A 15,602-nucleotide genomic window follows, 5' to 3' on the forward strand; every position below is an offset into this window, starting at 1 on the left:
CGGCTCCGGCAGGCCGACCCCCTACAGCCTTCCGCGTACACCTCCCCGACGGCTCGGCTCGGCTCAGGCTTCCCGCTTCGACGTCACGGTGAACCGCGCCCCGTCGGGATCAGCCAGCATCGCCTCCTGCGCGCCCTCCTCCCACAGCAGGACCTCACCGCCGTGCGCACGGGCGGCCCGAACACAGGCGTCGAGGTCGGTGACCGCGAAGTGGACCTGCCAGTGTGGGCGGATCGTGGGATCGGGCGCCGCCTCCACCGCTCCGGAGTGGATCCGTGCCACCGCCACTCCGTCGCTGCGCAGGACCACCTCGTCACCGTCGTAGTGGACCTCGCAGCCGCTGCGCGCGGCGGCCCACTGAAGGACCTCCCCGTAGAACATGGCGGCGTCGAAGGCATCGCGGGTGTGCAGCCGGATGAAGGTGGGAGCGGCCTCGCGCCACTGCTGCCAGCCCGTCACGAGCGGGCCTTCCCAGACACCGAAGACTGCACTGTCGCGGTCCGCGAGCACGGCCATCCGGCCGGGCGGGACGGCGATCGGCCCGACGGCCGCCGTCCCGCCGCGCTCCCGGCAGCGGGACACCGCTTCGTCGGCGCTGGCCACCGCGAAGTACGGGGTCCAGGTGACGGCCATCTGCCACATCGAGGAGACGGCCGCGATCCCGGCGACGGGGACCCCGTCCACCAACGCCACCCGGAAGCGGTCACCGAGGCTGTCCGGCTGCCACTCCCAGCCGAACACGGCCTGGTAGAAGCCCTCCGCGGCCTCGACGTCGCGTGCGGTCAGGCTGACCCAGCACGGTGCGCCGAACACCGAGTGACCGGGGCGCTCCCCCCATTCGCGTGCCTCGTTCTTGACCATGACCACACCGCCCGGTTCCCGGAGGCAGGTGCCGTACGCCTCCTCCGTCGTTCGCTCAGGGCCCCCCGGGTACCCCGCGCACCCTTGCAAGGATGCGTCACCGGGCGCCGGTCGTCATCCGGAGACCCGTCGCCCGACACAGTAAGGCAGGACAAGTGTACGGAGAGTCACCTTCCGTGGAGGTGAGTGGAGCGCCGTCATCCGGGTGATGGATGGGCGATGGGCGACCGGAGCGAGGCTCCACGGTCACCCAGGACGACGCGGGCGCCACGCCCCTGGAGGAGGGCGAGGGCACCCGCGTCGATCCGTTCGCGGCCGTCAGTCCAGGCCGGCCGACTTCAGCCAGGCCTTCGCGACGTCGAGCGGGTCCTTGTTCTCGAGCTGCACCTGAGCGTCCATGTCCAGCAGCGCCGCAGTGTCCAGCTTGGCCGAGACCGCGTTGAGCGCGGCGACGCCCTCCTTCGACAGCCCCGACTTGTACGCCAGCGGCTGCACGTTCTCGAGCCCGAAGAGGTTCTTCGGGTCCTGGAGGACCACGAACTTCTCCTTGGTGATGGTGGGGTCCGTGGTGAAGAGGTCCGCGGCCTGCACGGTGTTCTTCGTCAGCGCCGCCTGGGTCAGCGGACCGCCCGCGTCGAGCGCCTTGAAGGACTTGAACTTCAGCCCGTAGGTCTTCTCCAGGCCCACCAGGCCCTGCTGACGGGTCTGGAACTCCGGCGAGCCGCCGAAGACCATGTCCTTGGCGGCGTCCTTGAGGTCCGCGATGCTGGACTTGTCGGTGAGGTGGTACTTCTTCGCGGTGGCCGCGTTGACGGTGACGGAGTCCTTGTCCTGCGCGGGCGCCGGTTCGAGGAGCGTCAGCTTGGAGTCGAGCTTGGCGTTGATGGCCGCCGTCGTGGCGGCGAGCGTCTTCGGCGCGGCCTCCTTGTCGAGGTATGCCAGCAGCGCGCCGTTGTACTCGGGCAGGACCGTGATGGAGCCGTTCTTCAGCAGGCCGTATGTGGTCTCGCGGCTTCCGATGTTCGGCTTGTAGGTGACCTTGATGCCCTTGGCCTTGAGTGCCTCGCCGTAGATGTCGGCGATCAGGATGCTCTCGGCGAAGTTGTTGGAGCCGACGACGACCGCGTCGCCGCTCGCCTTGCCTTCCGAGAGCGGGTCGGACTTGTCGTCGGAGGACGAGCCACACCCCGCGAGCAGTGCCGTCGTGGCGGCGAGTGCGACGGCGGCCGCGCCGGGGAATCTCCTGCTGGACATGCTGGTGTTCGCGGTAGAAGTCACGGTTCCCGTTCCGGGCTCGGGGATGGGGCGGGGCATGGCACAGGTGTGCGGAGCATGGAAACCGCACACCATTGATCCAATCCAGCCCGTTCTCGGTCAGTCAAGAGCATTCTGATCACCGATTGGCCTCGATGCGCGGCCAGTTGTGAACGTCCGGTCATGGAGAAGTGAGGGCCGGACCGTGACGGAACCACGCGCTCTTTGTAATGGATTCTTGACGTAGTGCAACCTGATCAAGGTCCTGAAGAGGCGATAGTCTCCCGGAAACCGACGGCGCGCCGCGTTGCGGAACGAGCACGGAGTCCCGGTCCTCCTTGTGCCGTTCCGCGCCGGCCCCAACCGGTTCCGCTGGTGACCCCGGCCGATCGATTACGGCCACGTGAGAACTTCGCACGTCCGAAGACGCCCTCGAAGGAGGCTCGGTGTCCACGAACGAGGTGGACGCGTCGGCCCGGCCGGCGCCGTCGCCGCCCAGGGGCGGTATACGCGGCTTCGCCGACCGATGGCCGTTCAGACGCAAGCTCAACGTCCTCGTCGGCGTGCCGCTCGCCATGCTCGCCGTGCTGCTCGCGTTCATCATCACCGACCAGGTGGGACAGGCGCGCAGCGCGGCCTCGGCGGCCCAACTCGTCCGTGACAGCGGGCAGGTCGCGGTCCTCGTCGACCGGGTGGAGCGCGAACACCAGCAGGCCATCCTGCTCTCCGTGCGGTACGAGTCGGCTGCCCGCGGCACGGAGCCCTCGCTCGCCGCCTACCGTCGAGCGCAGAAGGCCGTGGACTCCCAGGTACAGAAGGTCCGCACCACCTTCGGCGACCGGCTGCCGCAGACCGAGGCGCAGGCCCTCAAGGAGGTCGAGGGTCTGACCAGCCTGCGTGAGCAGATCTCGCGGGACTACATGCCCGCTGACGCCATCGACCCGGCCTACACCAACGCCGCCAAGGGACTGATCGACGGTCTCGGCCTCGACCGCAACGCCGCGTTCGCGGCCACCTTCACCGGCAATCTGCTCGACTCCCTGCTGCGCGCCGACTCCGCCCACAGCGCCTTCGAGACCAGCGTGTTCTCGGCGAGCACCGGTGACAGCAACGCCCTCATCGAGTTCACGAACGCCGTCGGCTCCTACGAGCTGTACACCTACCAGGCGGACCGTTTCGCGCGATTCGCCACCGAAGAGCAGGCGGACGAGCTCTCCTCCATCGAGCGCAGCACGGCACAGCGGGCGATCGCCCAGACGTACGCCGAGCTCCAGGTCGACCCCAGCGCGCTGCAGGCGACCACCCCGGCCGAGATCCGCCGGGCGTTCGAGGGCGCCCTGAGCAAGTATCCCGACTACCCGAAGCAGGCCGAGAGCCGGCTGAACATCACCGCCTCGCTCATCGGCCAGATCGCCGACCGCGCTCATGACGCATCCAACGACGCCTGGTGGCGTGCCGGTCTGCTGCTCGGCCTCGCGATCCTCGGCTTCGTCCTGTGGCTCGCCTTCTCGGTGGCGGTGCGCCTCTCGGTGGTCCAGCCGGTCCAGGCGCTCACCGACGCCGCCCAGCAGGTCGCCGAGGTGGCCGGGCGCGAACTGGCCCGTGTGGCCGACGACGACGCCGAGGACGCCGGTCCGCCGCGGCTGCGCCAGGTGCCGGTCACCGTACGGGACGAGATCGGGGAACTCGCCGAGGCGTTCAACCATGTGCAGTCCACCGCAGCCGCCCTGTTGGAGCGTCAGGTGCTCACCCGCCGCAACGTCGCCGAGATGTTCGGCAACGTCGGACGCCGAGTCAGCAACCTGACCACCCGTCAACTCTCGTTGATCGACGCGGTGGAGCGAGGGGAGACCGACCCCGCGCTGCTCGAACGCCTCTACTCCATCGACCACATCGCCGTACGGCTGCGACGCAACGCCGACAGCCTGATGCTGCTCGCCGGGATCCGCGAGACGGTCCTGGACGCCGGCCCCACCGCGCTCTCCAACGTCGTGCGCGCGGCGCTCGGCCAGATCGAGGACTTCCAGCGGGTACGGCTGCGCACCGGCACCGAGGTCATGGTGGAGCCCGACATCATCGGCGACCTGACGCTGATGATCGCCGAACTCCTTGAGAACGCCGTCGCGTTCTCGCCCGCGGGCAGCCCCGTCGAGGTCGCGGTGAGCACGGCCGGTTCGGGCGCGATGATCGAGGTCGCCGACCACGGCCTGGGCATGAGCGCCGAGCGGCTCGCCGAGGAGAACACCCGGCTGATCCGCCGCGAGCGTCTGGACGTCGTACCGACGAAGGTGCTCGGCCTGTTCGTGGTGGGCACGCTGGCGCGCCGCTGGGAGGTGGGGGTCGAGCTGTCCCGTACGCCCGGCGGCGGCGTCACCGCGACGGTCGAGATCCCCTCGTCGCTGCTGCTGACGATGAGCCCGGTGACCGCACAGGCGCCGGGCACGGTGCCCGGCCGGACGGCGGCGCAACCGTCGGCCGGCGGCCCGGTGCCGTCGCCGGGGCTCACCGCGAAGGGCTCCGGGTCCGCGATACGACCCGCCACCGCGGCGGACGGACCTTCGGCCGCCGATCGGCCCGCCGCACTCCCGGCCGACGGTGTCACCGGCGCACAGCCCACCCCGCTGCCCCGGCGGATTCCCCGCCGGGAGCAGGATTCGGCGGCCGGGGAGACGACCGCGCACCCCGTGGACCGTGCGGGCCTCGGCGAACGGATGGCCGGATACGACGGCATGGACAGCGAAGGCCCCTCCGCGCCGCTCGGCCGTTCGGTCCCACCGGACCCCACCACCCTTCACGATCACGCCGAGGACCCCCCGCTGGTTCCCCGCCCCAGGTCCGGAGAACCGGCCCCGGTTGCCCGCACCGGTCCCCGGAAGACGGCACCCTCCCCCGCCCAGGACCCACCCGGCGGCCCCCGCCCCCTGCGCCGGCGTGTCCGGGGCGCGACACTGCGAACCACCGGGTCCGATGCCACCCAGCAAGCGGCGCGGCAGGCCCCCCGGCCCGCCGACGCGGACGAAGTCCGTTCCGCACTCGAGGAGTTCGAGGCAGCCGTGGAGCGCGCCCACCGTGACAGCGCCACCCGGCCCGTCCCGCACGAGCACGACAGGCACGACAGGCACGACCAGAACCACCTCCCGGAAGGAGCGGAGCAGTGAGCACGTCGACAGGTGAGACTCCGGCAGGAGACACCACGCCGGCCGATCTGCAGGCCGCCGCAGCCGACTTCACCTGGCTGCTCAACCGTTTCGCGACCGAGACCGCCGGCGTCGTCGACGCCATCGCCGTCTCCTCCGACGGGCTGCTCATCGCCGTCTCCCAACTGCGCGAGCACGCCGACTCGGAACGGCTCGCCGCCATCGTCTCCGGCATCACCAGCCTGGCCGCCGGCGCGTCCGGCAACTACGGACTGGGCGGCCTCAACAAGGTCATCATCGACCTGGAGGGCGGCCATGTCCTGGTCTCCGCGATCGGCAGCGGCGCCGTTCTCGGCGTGGTCGCCGACAAGGAGGCCAAGCTGGGCAACATCGCCTACGAGATGACCCTGTTCGCCAACCGGGCCGGTGCCGCGCTCAGCCCCCAGCTCGTGCTGGAGCTGAAGAACAGCGTCGGCACCGTGTCAACGGGGTGACCGGTATCGCCCCGGTCCAGGAAGGACAGAACACCCATGGCGGACGGCCGCACTCCGCGCGGTGCCGACGAAGACGGCTCCACACCGCCGGACCTGGTGGGGCCCGCCCCCGCCGTACGGCCGTTCCTGGTCACCGCCGGCCGGGTGGCGCCCACCGCGTCCGGCCGGCCGATCCCGGTCGAGACCCAGGTGGTGGCCACCCCCGCGGGACTCGAGGCGCTCGACCGGCTCTCCTTCGAGCAGCACGACATCGTCGCCGCGTGCCGGCGACCGCAGTCCATCGCGGAGATCGCGGCCCGGCTGCGGCTGCACCTCAACGTGGTCCGGGTCCTCGCCGAGGACCTGCGCGCCGCCGGGCAGTTGACGGTGCACGTGCCACACACCGACGTCACTCGCGACGCATCCGTCCTGCGCAGGGTTATCGATGGCCTCCGGGCCATCCCCGACTCCCGGGGGGTACTCCGTGACACCGACTGAACCGGCCGCCCTCCCCCAGGCTCTCGGCTCCGCTCGAGCAGGGGGGACCGCCGTACGGCCGCCGCTGCCGGTCAAGATGGTGATCGCAGGCGGCTTCGGCGTGGGCAAGACCACCGCCGTCGGCTCGATCTCCGAGATCGAACCGCTGACCACCGAGGCGGCCATCACCGAGGTCGCGGCGGGCGTGGACGACCTCACCCACACCCCGCGCAAGACCACGACCACGGTCGCGATGGACTTCGGCTGCATCACCATCGACCCGACCCTGAAGCTGTACCTGTTCGGCACGCCCGGTCAGGACCGGTTCGGCTTCATGTGGGACGACATCGTCGAGGGCGCGGTGGGAGGGCTCGTCATCGTCGACACACGTCGTCTCGACGACTGCTACGCGGCCGTGGACTACTTCGAGCACAGGCAGATCCCGTTCGCGGTGGCCCTCAACGCCTTCGACGGCAGGGTCGAGTACGACGTCGACCAGGCCCGCTGGGCGCTGGACGTCTCCGAGCACGTCCCGGTCATCGTCTTCGACGCCCGCGAACGCGGCTCGGTCCGTGACGCGCTGCTCGTCGTCCTGGAGCTGGCGCTGGCGCGCAGCGGCGGCTGATCCACGGTACGGAGAGCGCGGGCCCGGGACGGCGGGGAGGCCGTCCCGGGCCCGTGTTCCGTTCGGCAACCGGTAGGGCTTGGTCAGCCGCTCCTGCGGACGCCCTGCGACACCGTGATCCGGGCGACCGCCCAGAACAGCCCGAGCGTCGTGAGCGCCATCACGGCCACCAGCGTGGCGCCGCCGACCACCTTCTCGTAGTTCTTCTGGTAGAGCCCGTCGATGATGTACCGGCCGAGGCCGCCGAGGCCGACGTACGCGGCGATGGTGGCGGTGGAGACGATCTGGATGGCCGCCGAGCGCAGGCCGCCGAGGATCAGCGGCAGGGCTCCGGGCAGTTCCACCTGGAACAGGATCCGCGTCTCGTGCATGCCCATGCCCCGCGCCGCGTCCACCGGTGAGGGGTCCACGGAGCGGACCGCCTCGTAGGTGGTGACCAGGATCGGTGGGATGGCGAGGACGACCAGCGGGATCATCACGGGCGTCAGCCCGAACCCGAGCCAGGTGACCATCAGCACCAGCAGTCCGAAGGTGGGCACGGACCGGCTGCCGTTGGCGGCCAGCGCGAGGACGTTGCCGCCACGCCCGTAGTGACCGGTGACCAGCCCGATCGGCAGCGCGATGACGGCGGCGATCGCGAGTGCTTCCAGGGAGTACTGGATGTGCTCCGACAGGCGGGTGGGGATGCCGTCGTATCCGTGCCAGTGGGACCCGTCGCTGAAGAAGGCGTGGATGAAGTTCAGGACGTTCATCGGGCTGACTCCTCCAGGGCGGGCACGGCCGCGTCGGTCCGGCTCGCGGCGGCCTTCCGTGCCCCACGGCTCGCGCCGCCCGGCATCCAGGGAGTCAGCAGGACGCGGACCAGGACCAGCACGGTGTCGACGAGGATCGCCAGGACCGCCGTCGTGACCACCGAGTTCACCGCGTACACGGGCCGGTGGTAGATGTTCGCGTCGTTGAGCAGGTTGCCCAGTGCTCCCTGGTTACCGATCAGCATGCCGACGCTGACCAGACTGATGCTGGACACGGTCGCCACCCGCAGCCCGGCGATGATCGCGGGCACGGCGATCGGCAACTGGACCTGGAGGTAACGGCGTACGGATCCGAAGCCCATCGCGCTGGCGGCGTCGAGCGTCTCCTGCGGCACCGAGCGGACGCCGTCCACGATCGCCGGGACGAGGACGACCAGGCTGTAGACGGAGAGCGGGATCATCACGGTGGTCTCGCTCATGCCGGTGTAGTCGATGAGGATGACGAAGAAGGCCAGCGACGGGATGGCGTACAGCACCGTCGTCACCCCCAGCACCGGCGGGTACAGCCAGCGGAAGCGCACACAGAGCTGGGCGAGTGGCAGCGAGACGACCAGACCCGCCAGGACCGGGATCAGTGCCTCCCTCAAGTGCAGGCCGATCAGCCCGAAGTAGGTGTTCTGAAGGTCGCTCGGGATGTGGAAGAAGCCGTTCATCCGGCGACCGTCGCGTCCGTACGCCCCTCGGCGTGGGCGGCGCGGATGGCCGCGCCGATGGCCTGCTGGGAGACCACCCCGGCGACCCGCCCGGTGCCGTCCACGGCGACGGCCCAGCCGGTGGGCGAGAGTACGGCCCCGTCGAGCGCGGCCCGCAGCGAGTCCTTTGCGTACTCGAACGGCCTTCCGTACGGAAGCAGTTGGCCGGGGGCAATGTCACCGGCGACCAGGTCCTCGGGCTCGCTCCAGCCCAGTGGCCTGCCATCGAGGTCGGTGACGAGCAGGTACGGCGTCTCGCCCGTCGCGCGGGAGGCGATCTGTTCGGCGGAGGAGTCGACGGCGACGATCGGCGCCTTCTTCAGCTCGAGGGTCTCGGAGGTGAAGAACGACAGCCGCCGGATGCCGCGGTCCGCGCCGAGGAAGTCCTCCACGAACGCGTCGGCGGGCGAGGAGAGAAGTTCGGCGGGCGGCGCGAACTGGGCGAGCCGGCCGCCGGTCCGCATCACGGCGACAATGGTGCCGAGCCGGATCGCCTCATCGATGTCATGAGTGACGAAAACGATGGTCTTGCCCAACTCGTCCTGGATCCGCAGGAGTTCCTCCTGGAGGCCCTTGCGTACGACCGGGTCGACGGCGGAGAACGGCTCGTCCATCAGCAGTACCGGCGGGTCCGCGGCGAGTGCCCGTGCCACACCGACACGCTGCTGCTGTCCACCGGAGAGCTGGTACGGGTATCGCTTGGCGAGCGAGGCGTCGAGCCCGACCCGTTCCATCAACTCCCGCGCTCGGGAGCGGGCTTTGTCCTTCTTCCAGCCGAGCAGCCGGGGCACGGTCGCGATGTTGTCGACGATGGTGCGGTGTTGGAAGAGTCCGGCGTTCTGGATGACGTAACCCATGGACCTCCGCAGCGAGTTCACCGGCTGCTGACTGACATCGACGCCGTCGAGCGTGATCGTGCCCTCGCTCGGCTCGACCATCCGGTTGATCATGCGGAGGGTAGTCGTCTTGCCACACCCGGAAGGGCCGACAAGCACGGTGATCGAGCGGTCCGGAATCTCCAACGACAGCCGGTCGACCGCCACCGTGCCGTCCGGATACCGCTTGGTGACTGAATCTATCCGTATCAAAACGCCGAATGCCCTTCGGGTGTGGCAGGAGCGGCCTGATCCCGGCCGTTGTCGTACGGGTCGCTGCCGGGAGAGTCTAGACGGCGAGTGGTGCGGCTCCACGGCGGGTGACGTCGTGCCACCTGTCGTGACTCCACCCACGCGTGACCGCGTGGGCTTCCATCGTCGGTGGCCAGGCCGCCACGCAGAGGGCCAGCCCGGCCCTGTGCAGAACGTTCAAGGCGCCTACGCGGTCGGCGTTGTCCACCAGACCGCACGCGGTGCAGAACCATGCACCCAGGCCAAAGCAACCCAGAGAAGCCATTCCCCACCCCGCTCAAGCGGGGCATCCCCTGGCTAGGCCCTGATGGAACGGGATCGTGATGCGGACGATCAGCGACCGGACCGCTGGCCGATGTCCGCGTCATCCGGCGAGCCGAGAGCCTTCAGGAGGGAGGTCCCCACTTCGCCGACGCCCCACCCGTACGCCTGCTTGTGCACCTCCAGTACGAAGAAGGAGTCCGTGGCAAGGATCCCGTCGATCAGAGGCAGGCGCCGCGTCATCAGGTCGGCGAAGTGGGCGGTGTCCCGGCAGATCACCTCGGCCATCACGTCGAACCCGCCCGCCGTCATGATCACGTACGCGGTCTCGGGAAGCTCCCGCAGCGCACGGCAGACCGCCTGGGCCGTACCGGGCCGCACTCGGATGCCGATCAACGCCATGCGGTCGAACCCGATCGTCAGCGGGTTGGCGATGCCGACGATCCGCAGGATGCCGGCGTCCGTCAGCCGCTGCACCCGGTAGCGGACGGAGGAAGCCGGGATGCCCACGTCCGAGGCGATCAGACTGTAGGCGCGCCGCCCCTCGGTCTGGAGAACGGCGATGATGCGTCGGTCGATGTCGTCGAGCAGGCTCGGGGAGGACATACGGCGACTCCGGAGGTGGCGTCAAAGCGGCTGAACCGGGCCGGTGGCCGTCCCCTCGAAGCGGGCACGGCCACCGCTTTGGGCGGTACGGGGTACTGAGCCCCGGGAAGCGAGCCGGCCACAAGCCCGGATCAGAGGCTCATGACGCCCGTACGGAGGTCGGACATGTCGAGCAGGGTGTGCTTGCCGCCGATGCGGCCCCAGCCGGTGCCTCGGTTGCCCGCGCCCCCGAACGGCATGTTGATGTCCCAGAAGCAGGTGCTGTCGTTGATCACGACCTGACCGACGGCCAGCTCCTCGACGAACCGGTAGGCGGCGGCGATGTTCTGGGTGAAAACCGCGCCCTGTAGGCCGAGTTCGTCGTCATTGGCGATGCGCAGCAGCTCGTCGTCGCTCCCGCCGGTGATGATCGGAACCACCGGGCCGAAGGACTCCTCGCGGGACAGCAGGCTGTCCTCGGGCACGCCGTCCACTATGGTGAACTCGTAGTAGAGATCGGTCGGTTGACCTGTGCGGCGCTGCCCGCCGAGCAGGATCCGCGCGCCGCGCTCCCGCGCGTCCGCCATGTGCCGGTCCATCTTGGCCGCGACGCCCTCGTTGTTGAGCGGGCCGAGGTTCGTCGCCGCTTCGAACGGGTCACCGAGGACGACGTCCTCAGCGGCGCGCAGCACGGCCTCGACGAAGCCGTCGTGCGCGTCAGCGTGGACGACCACCCGTTCCGTGGCGCAGCACACCTGACCGGAGCAGAGGTACGCGCCGTACACCGCGGCGCGCGCCGCCGCATCCACGTCGGCGTCGGCGAGCACCACCAACGGGCCGTTGCCCGAACACTCCATGACGGAGCGCTTGAGGCCGGCGGCAGCCGCGATCTTCGCGCCGGTCGCCGAGGAACCGATGAAGCCGATGGCGTCGACACCGGGGTGGCGTACCAGCATGTCCCCGGCCGTGCCCTCACCGGGCAGGATGTTCACCAGGCCCGCCGGTACCCCCGCCTCGACGATCGCCTCCATGGCCTTCAGCACGGTCAGCGGGGTGTTCGCCGGCGGCTTGATGACATGTGCGTTCCCTGTGGCCAGGCCTGGGGCGACGAACTCGGCGAACATCAGCAGCGGGAAGTTCCAGGGAGTGATGATGCCCCAGGTGCCGACCGGCCGGTAGAAGGTCCACATCCGCTTGCTGCTGTCGGTGGACGGCATCGTCTCGCCGTGCAGGCGCACCGCGTCCTCGGCGTGCAGGTGGAACAGTTGCGCCGCCTCCTCGATGTCGGCGACGGACTCGGCGAGCGGCTTGCCCTGCTCCAGCGTCTGCAGACGGGCCAGTTCGTCCACGCGCGCTGACAACGCGTCGCCGACACGGTGACAGATTTCCGCCCGCTTCCAGACGTTGACTCTCGCCCAGGCCTGCTGTGCCTCGTTCGCGGCCTTCACGGCGATGTCCAGGTCCGTGGCGGAGGGGAGCGGAATGGTGCCGATGCGCGCGCCGGTCACCGGGCTGATCACGTCGTAAGTCTCGGTACCGGTGCTGTCGGCGTATTCGCCGTTGATGAAGAACGGGTGCGCGGCAGACATGAGGACCCCTTCTGGTGCGAACGTGGAAGAGCACGAGGGAGTGATGCCCCACACCATCGGTTGGACAATCGAAGGCTGTCAATGGGTCGGAACCGGCAACCCCAAGGCTGATCGCTTGCTGAATGAGCAGGTTCAAGCCGTTGACACTGCGAAATCACCAGCCCTACGATCCGGGGCTCATAGCCCCCGGCACTGTCTTCCGGCTCTTCTCTCCCGCTCTGCCCTGGCGCTTCTCCCTCCCGCTCTGCCCCGGCACTCCGCTCCCGCACCGCCCCGGCACCGCCTTCCCGCTCTCCGCCCGAAGAAGGGGACACCCATGTCCGAGCTGTTCGAGCAGCCTGCCCTTGCCCGAAAGATGCGCTGGTACGACGGGTTCGCGATGTCGCTGACCATGCCGGCCGCACTCATCGCATCGCTGGGGGCCTCCATCGGGGGGCTCGGCGCGTGGGGCGCAATCGCCCTGTGGGCGGTGTCGATGGTGCTGGCCACCGCCACCAACTGGATCTACACCGAGATGGCCGCGATGTTCCCCGAGTCCTCGGGCGGTATCGCGCACTACGCCACCGAGGGCTGGCGCAGCCGGATCCCCCAAGTCGGTGCCGTGGCCGGTATCGGCTACTGGCTCCCCTGGACCACCGCCCTGTCGGTGTACGCCGGGATCATCGGCTCCCTGGTGCAGGCGCAGTGGTTCCCCGACCAGACCTGGAAGCTCGACCTGGGAGTGGCGGAGCTGAGTCTGCCGATCGTGCTGGGGCTCGTCGTCATGGGGTTGCTGTACGCGGCGGCGATGTACGGCCTGCATGCGGCGATGTGGGTGGTCTATGCGACCGGCGGGGTGCTGCTGATCCCACTCGCGGTCTTCATCGTGGGACCGTTCCTGTCCGGTGACTGGAGCACGGGCGGGCTGCACTGGAACCTGCACGGCATGAGCGGGCTCCGCGAGGCCCTGGTGTGGCTGTACATCATGGCCTGGACCTCCTTCGGCGTGGAGGTGTGCGCGACCTTCGCCCCCGAGTACAAGGAGACCGTGCGGGACACCTCCCGGGCACTGCGCGCGGGCGTGCTGTTCTGCCTCGGCGTTTTCATCCTGCTGCCGCTGGCGCTCTCGGGCTACGTCGGGGAGAAGAGGATCGGCGAGGAACCGACCGCGTTCTACGTCGGCGCCTTCCACGACCTGGTCGGCGGGGCCGCCGACCTGATGATCGTGTTCCTCATCGCCTCGCTGCTGCTCATCATGATCACCGGGCTGGCGGACGGCTCACGGGTGCTGTACGACATGGGCCGGCAGGGCGTCACGGTCCGTCAGGTCGGTGTGCTCAACCGGCGTGGCGTACCGGCCCGTGCGCTCACCGTCGCGCTGGCGATCAACGTGGTCGTGTTGACGGTACTCAAGACGCCGCTGGCAATCATCGTCACCGGCAACCTGGGCTACATCCTGACGCACATCCTGGCGATCTCCGGTTTCGCGCTGCTGCGCCGGGACCGCCCCGACCTGGCACGCCCGATCCGGCTCCCGGACTTCTTCGTGCCGCTGGCCTGGTTCCTCACCGCGCTGCTCGCCGTCATCCTGGTCGTCGGCGCCACCGGCTTCGCCATCACCGGCTACGGCGGCTACAAGGAGCTGACCATCGCGCTCGGCATCCTGGCCGCGGCGGTCGCGCTGTGGGAGTACCGCCGCCGCGTCCAGGACCGCGACGCTGCGGCACCCTCCGACGAGTCCATGACCCACGACGAGATGAAGGAAGCCCCTGGCGCCTGAACGTGCGTCGCACTCCGGCCGAACGCTGAGAAGGAAATCCTTGTGTCGCGAGCTCAACGGGTGGAACCGAACCCCGCCTGTTGACCGCTCCGGTCAGCCCTCGTCCGGCACCAACCGCAAAGAGATCGAGTTGATGCAGTACCGCTGATCCGTCGGCGTCGCGTACCCCTCCCCCTCGAAGACATGGCCCAGATGGGAACCACACCTCGCGCAACGGACCTCCGTCCGCACCATCCCGTGCGAACGGTCCTCCAGAAGTTCCACCGCGTCCGAGGCGCGCGCGTCGTAGAAGCTCGGCCAGCCGCAGTGCGACTCGAACTTCGTGTCGGAGGTGAAGAGTTCGGCGCCGCAGGCGCGACAGGAGTAGACGCCCGTGGTCTTGGTGTTCGTGTACTCGCCGGTGAAGGCGGGCTCCGTGCCCGCCTGTCGCAGGACCGTGTACTCCGCCGGGCTCAGCTCCGCGCGCCACTGCTCGTCCGGCTTCTCGATGTCGTACGCCATGAGTGTCAGCCCCTTACTTCGACAGCCGGTCCAGGATCCGCGGGCCCAGGTCCGTGACGTCACCCGCGCCCATGGTGAGAACGAGATCCCCGGGCTTCGCCATTCCCTCCACGGCCGCGGGAACACCCGCCTTGTCGTGCACGGCCTGCACCTCGGCGCCCGCGGCCCGTGCCGCCTCGATGATCAGCTCGCTCGTGACGCCCGGGATCGGGTCCTCACGGGCCGGGTAGATGTCCAGGACGACGGACGCGTCCGCCAGGGCGAGCGCCTCGCCCATCTCCTTGCCCAGCTCCTGCGTGCGGGAGAAGAGGTGGGGCTGGAAGACCACCAGGACGCGGCCCTCGGCGCCCGCCCGCATCGCCTCCAGGTCCGCGGTCATCTCCGTGGGGTGGTGCGCGTAGGAGTCGATGACCCGCACCCCGGCCGCCTCGCCCTTGAGCTGGAGGCGGCGCTTCACACCCGTGTACGCCGCCAGGGCCGGGGCCAGCTCCGCCGCCGGGACGCCGAGGGCCACGCCCGCCGCCAGCGCGGCCACGGCGTTGTGCGCGTAGTGGCTGCCGGGAACGGAGACCGCGAAGGTCAGCTCCGCGCCGTCCAGGACCACCGTCACCTCGCTCTTCAGTCCCCGCGGGGTGATCGAGAGGATGCGTACGTCGGCGTCCGGGGACTCGCCGTACGTCACCGTCCGCACTGAGCCGTCCAGCCGCCGCGTCAGCTCGCGCGCACCCTCGTGGTCCGCCGAGATCACCAGCGTGCCGCCGGGCACGATCCGGTCCACGAAGGTCCGGAAGGAGTCGTAGATCTCCTCCATGGACGCGTAGTTCGCGTGGTGGTCCAGTTCGACGTTGAGGATGATCGCGACCTCGGGCGCGTACTTGTGGAAGCTGCGGTCGCTTTCGTCGGCCTCGGCGACGAAGATCTCGCCCTCGCCGTGCTGGGCGTTCGAACCCGGGGCGTCCAGGTCACCGCCGATCGCGTACGAGGGCGTCAGCCCCAGCTCGGTCAGGGACACCGCGAGCATCGACGTCGTGGTCGTCTTGCCGTGGGTACCGGCGACCGCGATCGGACGCAGGCCGTCCATCAGGCGGGCCAGCGCGTCCGAGCGGTGGACCACGGGGATGCCGAACTCCGCCGCGCGCGCCAGCTCCGGGTTGTCCGCGCGGATCGCGGAGGAGACGACCACGCAGGTGGCGTCGTCGGCGAGATGCTCGGCCGCGTGCCCGATGTGCACCGTCGCACCCAGCGCGCGCAGGGCCTCGGCGGTCGGCGAGTCCTTCGCGTCGCTGCCGGCCACCTTGGCGCCCCGCTGCGCGAGGATCTTCGCGATGCCCGACATTCCGGCGCCGCCGATGCCGATGAAGTGCGGTCGATCCATCGCGGTGGGGAGGCCGGCTGCCATGCGTGTCTCCTGGGTGCTGGTACGGCGTGCGTTCAGCGGCCCACCCTATG

At 69.7% G+C, this 15,602-nt stretch carries 14 protein-coding genes; 5 read left to right on the forward strand and 9 right to left on the reverse strand.

What is annotated here, in order from left to right; genetic code table 11:
• Positions 1-63: 63 nt before the first annotated feature.
• Complete coding sequence (locus tag ACWDEX_RS12225; RefSeq protein ID WP_450463176.1) at positions 64-861, reverse strand: VOC family protein; 798 nt, start codon at positions 859-861, stop codon at positions 64-66.
• 318 nt (positions 862-1,179) lie between these two features.
• A complete protein-coding gene (locus ACWDEX_RS12230) occupies positions 1,180-2,139 on the reverse strand; it encodes an ABC transporter substrate-binding protein (RefSeq protein ID WP_450463177.1) in 960 nt (319 codons plus the stop codon).
• Between the two features lie 422 nt (positions 2,140-2,561).
• Here ACWDEX_RS12230 and ACWDEX_RS12235 point away from each other — a divergent pair, with 422 nt between their 5' ends.
• Genes ACWDEX_RS12235 through ACWDEX_RS12250 form a run of 4 tightly spaced genes read left to right on the forward strand, consistent with a single transcriptional unit; the run spans position 2,562 to position 6,827 of the window.
• A complete protein-coding gene (locus ACWDEX_RS12235) occupies positions 2,562-5,273 on the forward strand; it encodes an ATP-binding protein (RefSeq protein ID WP_450463178.1) in 2,712 nt (903 codons plus the stop codon).
• Positions 5,270-5,746, forward strand: a complete 477-nt coding sequence (locus tag ACWDEX_RS12240; RefSeq protein ID WP_450463179.1) for a roadblock/LC7 domain-containing protein — start codon at positions 5,270-5,272, stop codon at positions 5,744-5,746. Before ACWDEX_RS12235 ends, ACWDEX_RS12240 begins: the two co-directional genes overlap by 4 nt.
• Before the next feature lie 36 nt (positions 5,747-5,782).
• Positions 5,783-6,223, forward strand: a complete 441-nt coding sequence (locus ACWDEX_RS12245; protein ID WP_450463180.1) for a DUF742 domain-containing protein — start codon at positions 5,783-5,785, stop codon at positions 6,221-6,223.
• Positions 6,210-6,827, forward strand: coding sequence for a GTP-binding protein (locus tag ACWDEX_RS12250; protein ID WP_450463181.1), 618 nt, complete (start codon positions 6,210-6,212; stop codon positions 6,825-6,827). Before ACWDEX_RS12245 ends, ACWDEX_RS12250 begins: the two co-directional genes overlap by 14 nt.
• Positions 6,828-6,910: 83 nt before the next feature.
• Here the strand turns inward: ACWDEX_RS12250 and ACWDEX_RS12255 are convergent, their stop codons facing one another.
• The 5 genes from ACWDEX_RS12255 to ACWDEX_RS12275 form a co-directional block, all read right to left on the reverse strand.
• On the reverse strand, positions 6,911-7,579 hold the full coding sequence (locus ACWDEX_RS12255) for an ABC transporter permease (RefSeq protein WP_450463182.1): 669 nt from the start codon (positions 7,577-7,579) through the stop codon (positions 6,911-6,913).
• On the reverse strand, positions 7,576-8,292 hold the full coding sequence (locus tag ACWDEX_RS12260) for an ABC transporter permease (RefSeq protein WP_450463183.1): 717 nt from the start codon (positions 8,290-8,292) through the stop codon (positions 7,576-7,578). Before ACWDEX_RS12260 ends, ACWDEX_RS12255 begins: the two co-directional genes overlap by 4 nt.
• Entirely contained in the window at positions 8,289-9,419 is a 1,131-nt protein-coding gene (locus tag ACWDEX_RS12265) for an ABC transporter ATP-binding protein (protein ID WP_450463184.1), read from the reverse strand. Before ACWDEX_RS12265 ends, ACWDEX_RS12260 begins: the two co-directional genes overlap by 4 nt.
• A 372-nt stretch (positions 9,420-9,791) precedes the next feature.
• A complete protein-coding gene (locus ACWDEX_RS12270) occupies positions 9,792-10,325 on the reverse strand; it encodes an Lrp/AsnC family transcriptional regulator (RefSeq protein WP_450463185.1) in 534 nt (177 codons plus the stop codon).
• A gap of 131 nt (positions 10,326-10,456) precedes the next feature.
• Positions 10,457-11,893: an aldehyde dehydrogenase family protein gene (locus ACWDEX_RS12275; RefSeq protein WP_450463186.1), complete on the reverse strand. Its 1,437-nt coding sequence runs from the start codon at positions 11,891-11,893 to the stop codon at positions 10,457-10,459.
• Between the two features lie 316 nt (positions 11,894-12,209).
• On the opposite strand from ACWDEX_RS12275, the gene ACWDEX_RS12280 reads away from it, so the two are divergent.
• A complete protein-coding gene (locus tag ACWDEX_RS12280) occupies positions 12,210-13,652 on the forward strand; it encodes an APC family permease (RefSeq protein WP_450463187.1) in 1,443 nt (480 codons plus the stop codon).
• A gap of 93 nt (positions 13,653-13,745) precedes the next feature.
• Here the strand turns inward: ACWDEX_RS12280 and msrB are convergent, their stop codons facing one another.
• A complete protein-coding gene (gene msrB, locus ACWDEX_RS12285; RefSeq protein ID WP_450463188.1) occupies positions 13,746-14,153 on the reverse strand; it encodes a peptide-methionine (R)-S-oxide reductase MsrB in 408 nt (135 codons plus the stop codon).
• Positions 14,154-14,166: 13 nt separating this feature from the next.
• Positions 14,167-15,552 carry a UDP-N-acetylmuramate--L-alanine ligase gene (gene murC, locus ACWDEX_RS12290; protein WP_450463189.1) on the reverse strand — a complete coding sequence of 462 codons (1,386 nt, stop codon included), beginning with the start codon at positions 15,550-15,552 and terminating at the stop codon, positions 14,167-14,169.
• Positions 15,553-15,602: the final 50 nt, after the last annotated feature.

It is taken from the genome of Streptomyces sp. NPDC001020, from assembly GCF_053599115.1.

Coding starts and splice junctions, on each gene's coding strand:
- ACWDEX_RS12225 (WP_450463176.1), bottom strand. CDS start 861: ATGGTCAAGAACGAGGCACGCGAATGGGGGGAGCGCCCCGGTCACTCG.
- ACWDEX_RS12245 (WP_450463180.1), top strand. CDS start 5,783: ATGGCGGACGGCCGCACTCCGCGCGGTGCCGACGAAGACGGCTCCACA.
- ACWDEX_RS12255 (WP_450463182.1), bottom strand. CDS start 7,579: ATGAACGTCCTGAACTTCATCCACGCCTTCTTCAGCGACGGGTCCCAC.
- ACWDEX_RS12260 (WP_450463183.1), bottom strand. CDS start 8,292: ATGAACGGCTTCTTCCACATCCCGAGCGACCTTCAGAACACCTACTTC.
- ACWDEX_RS12270 (WP_450463185.1), bottom strand. CDS start 10,325: ATGTCCTCCCCGAGCCTGCTCGACGACATCGACCGACGCATCATCGCC.
- ACWDEX_RS12275 (WP_450463186.1), bottom strand. CDS start 11,893: ATGTCTGCCGCGCACCCGTTCTTCATCAACGGCGAATACGCCGACAGC.
- ACWDEX_RS12280 (WP_450463187.1), top strand. CDS start 12,210: ATGTCCGAGCTGTTCGAGCAGCCTGCCCTTGCCCGAAAGATGCGCTGG.
- msrB (WP_450463188.1), bottom strand. CDS start 14,153: ATGGCGTACGACATCGAGAAGCCGGACGAGCAGTGGCGCGCGGAGCTG.
- murC (WP_450463189.1), bottom strand. CDS start 15,552: ATGGCAGCCGGCCTCCCCACCGCGATGGATCGACCGCACTTCATCGGC.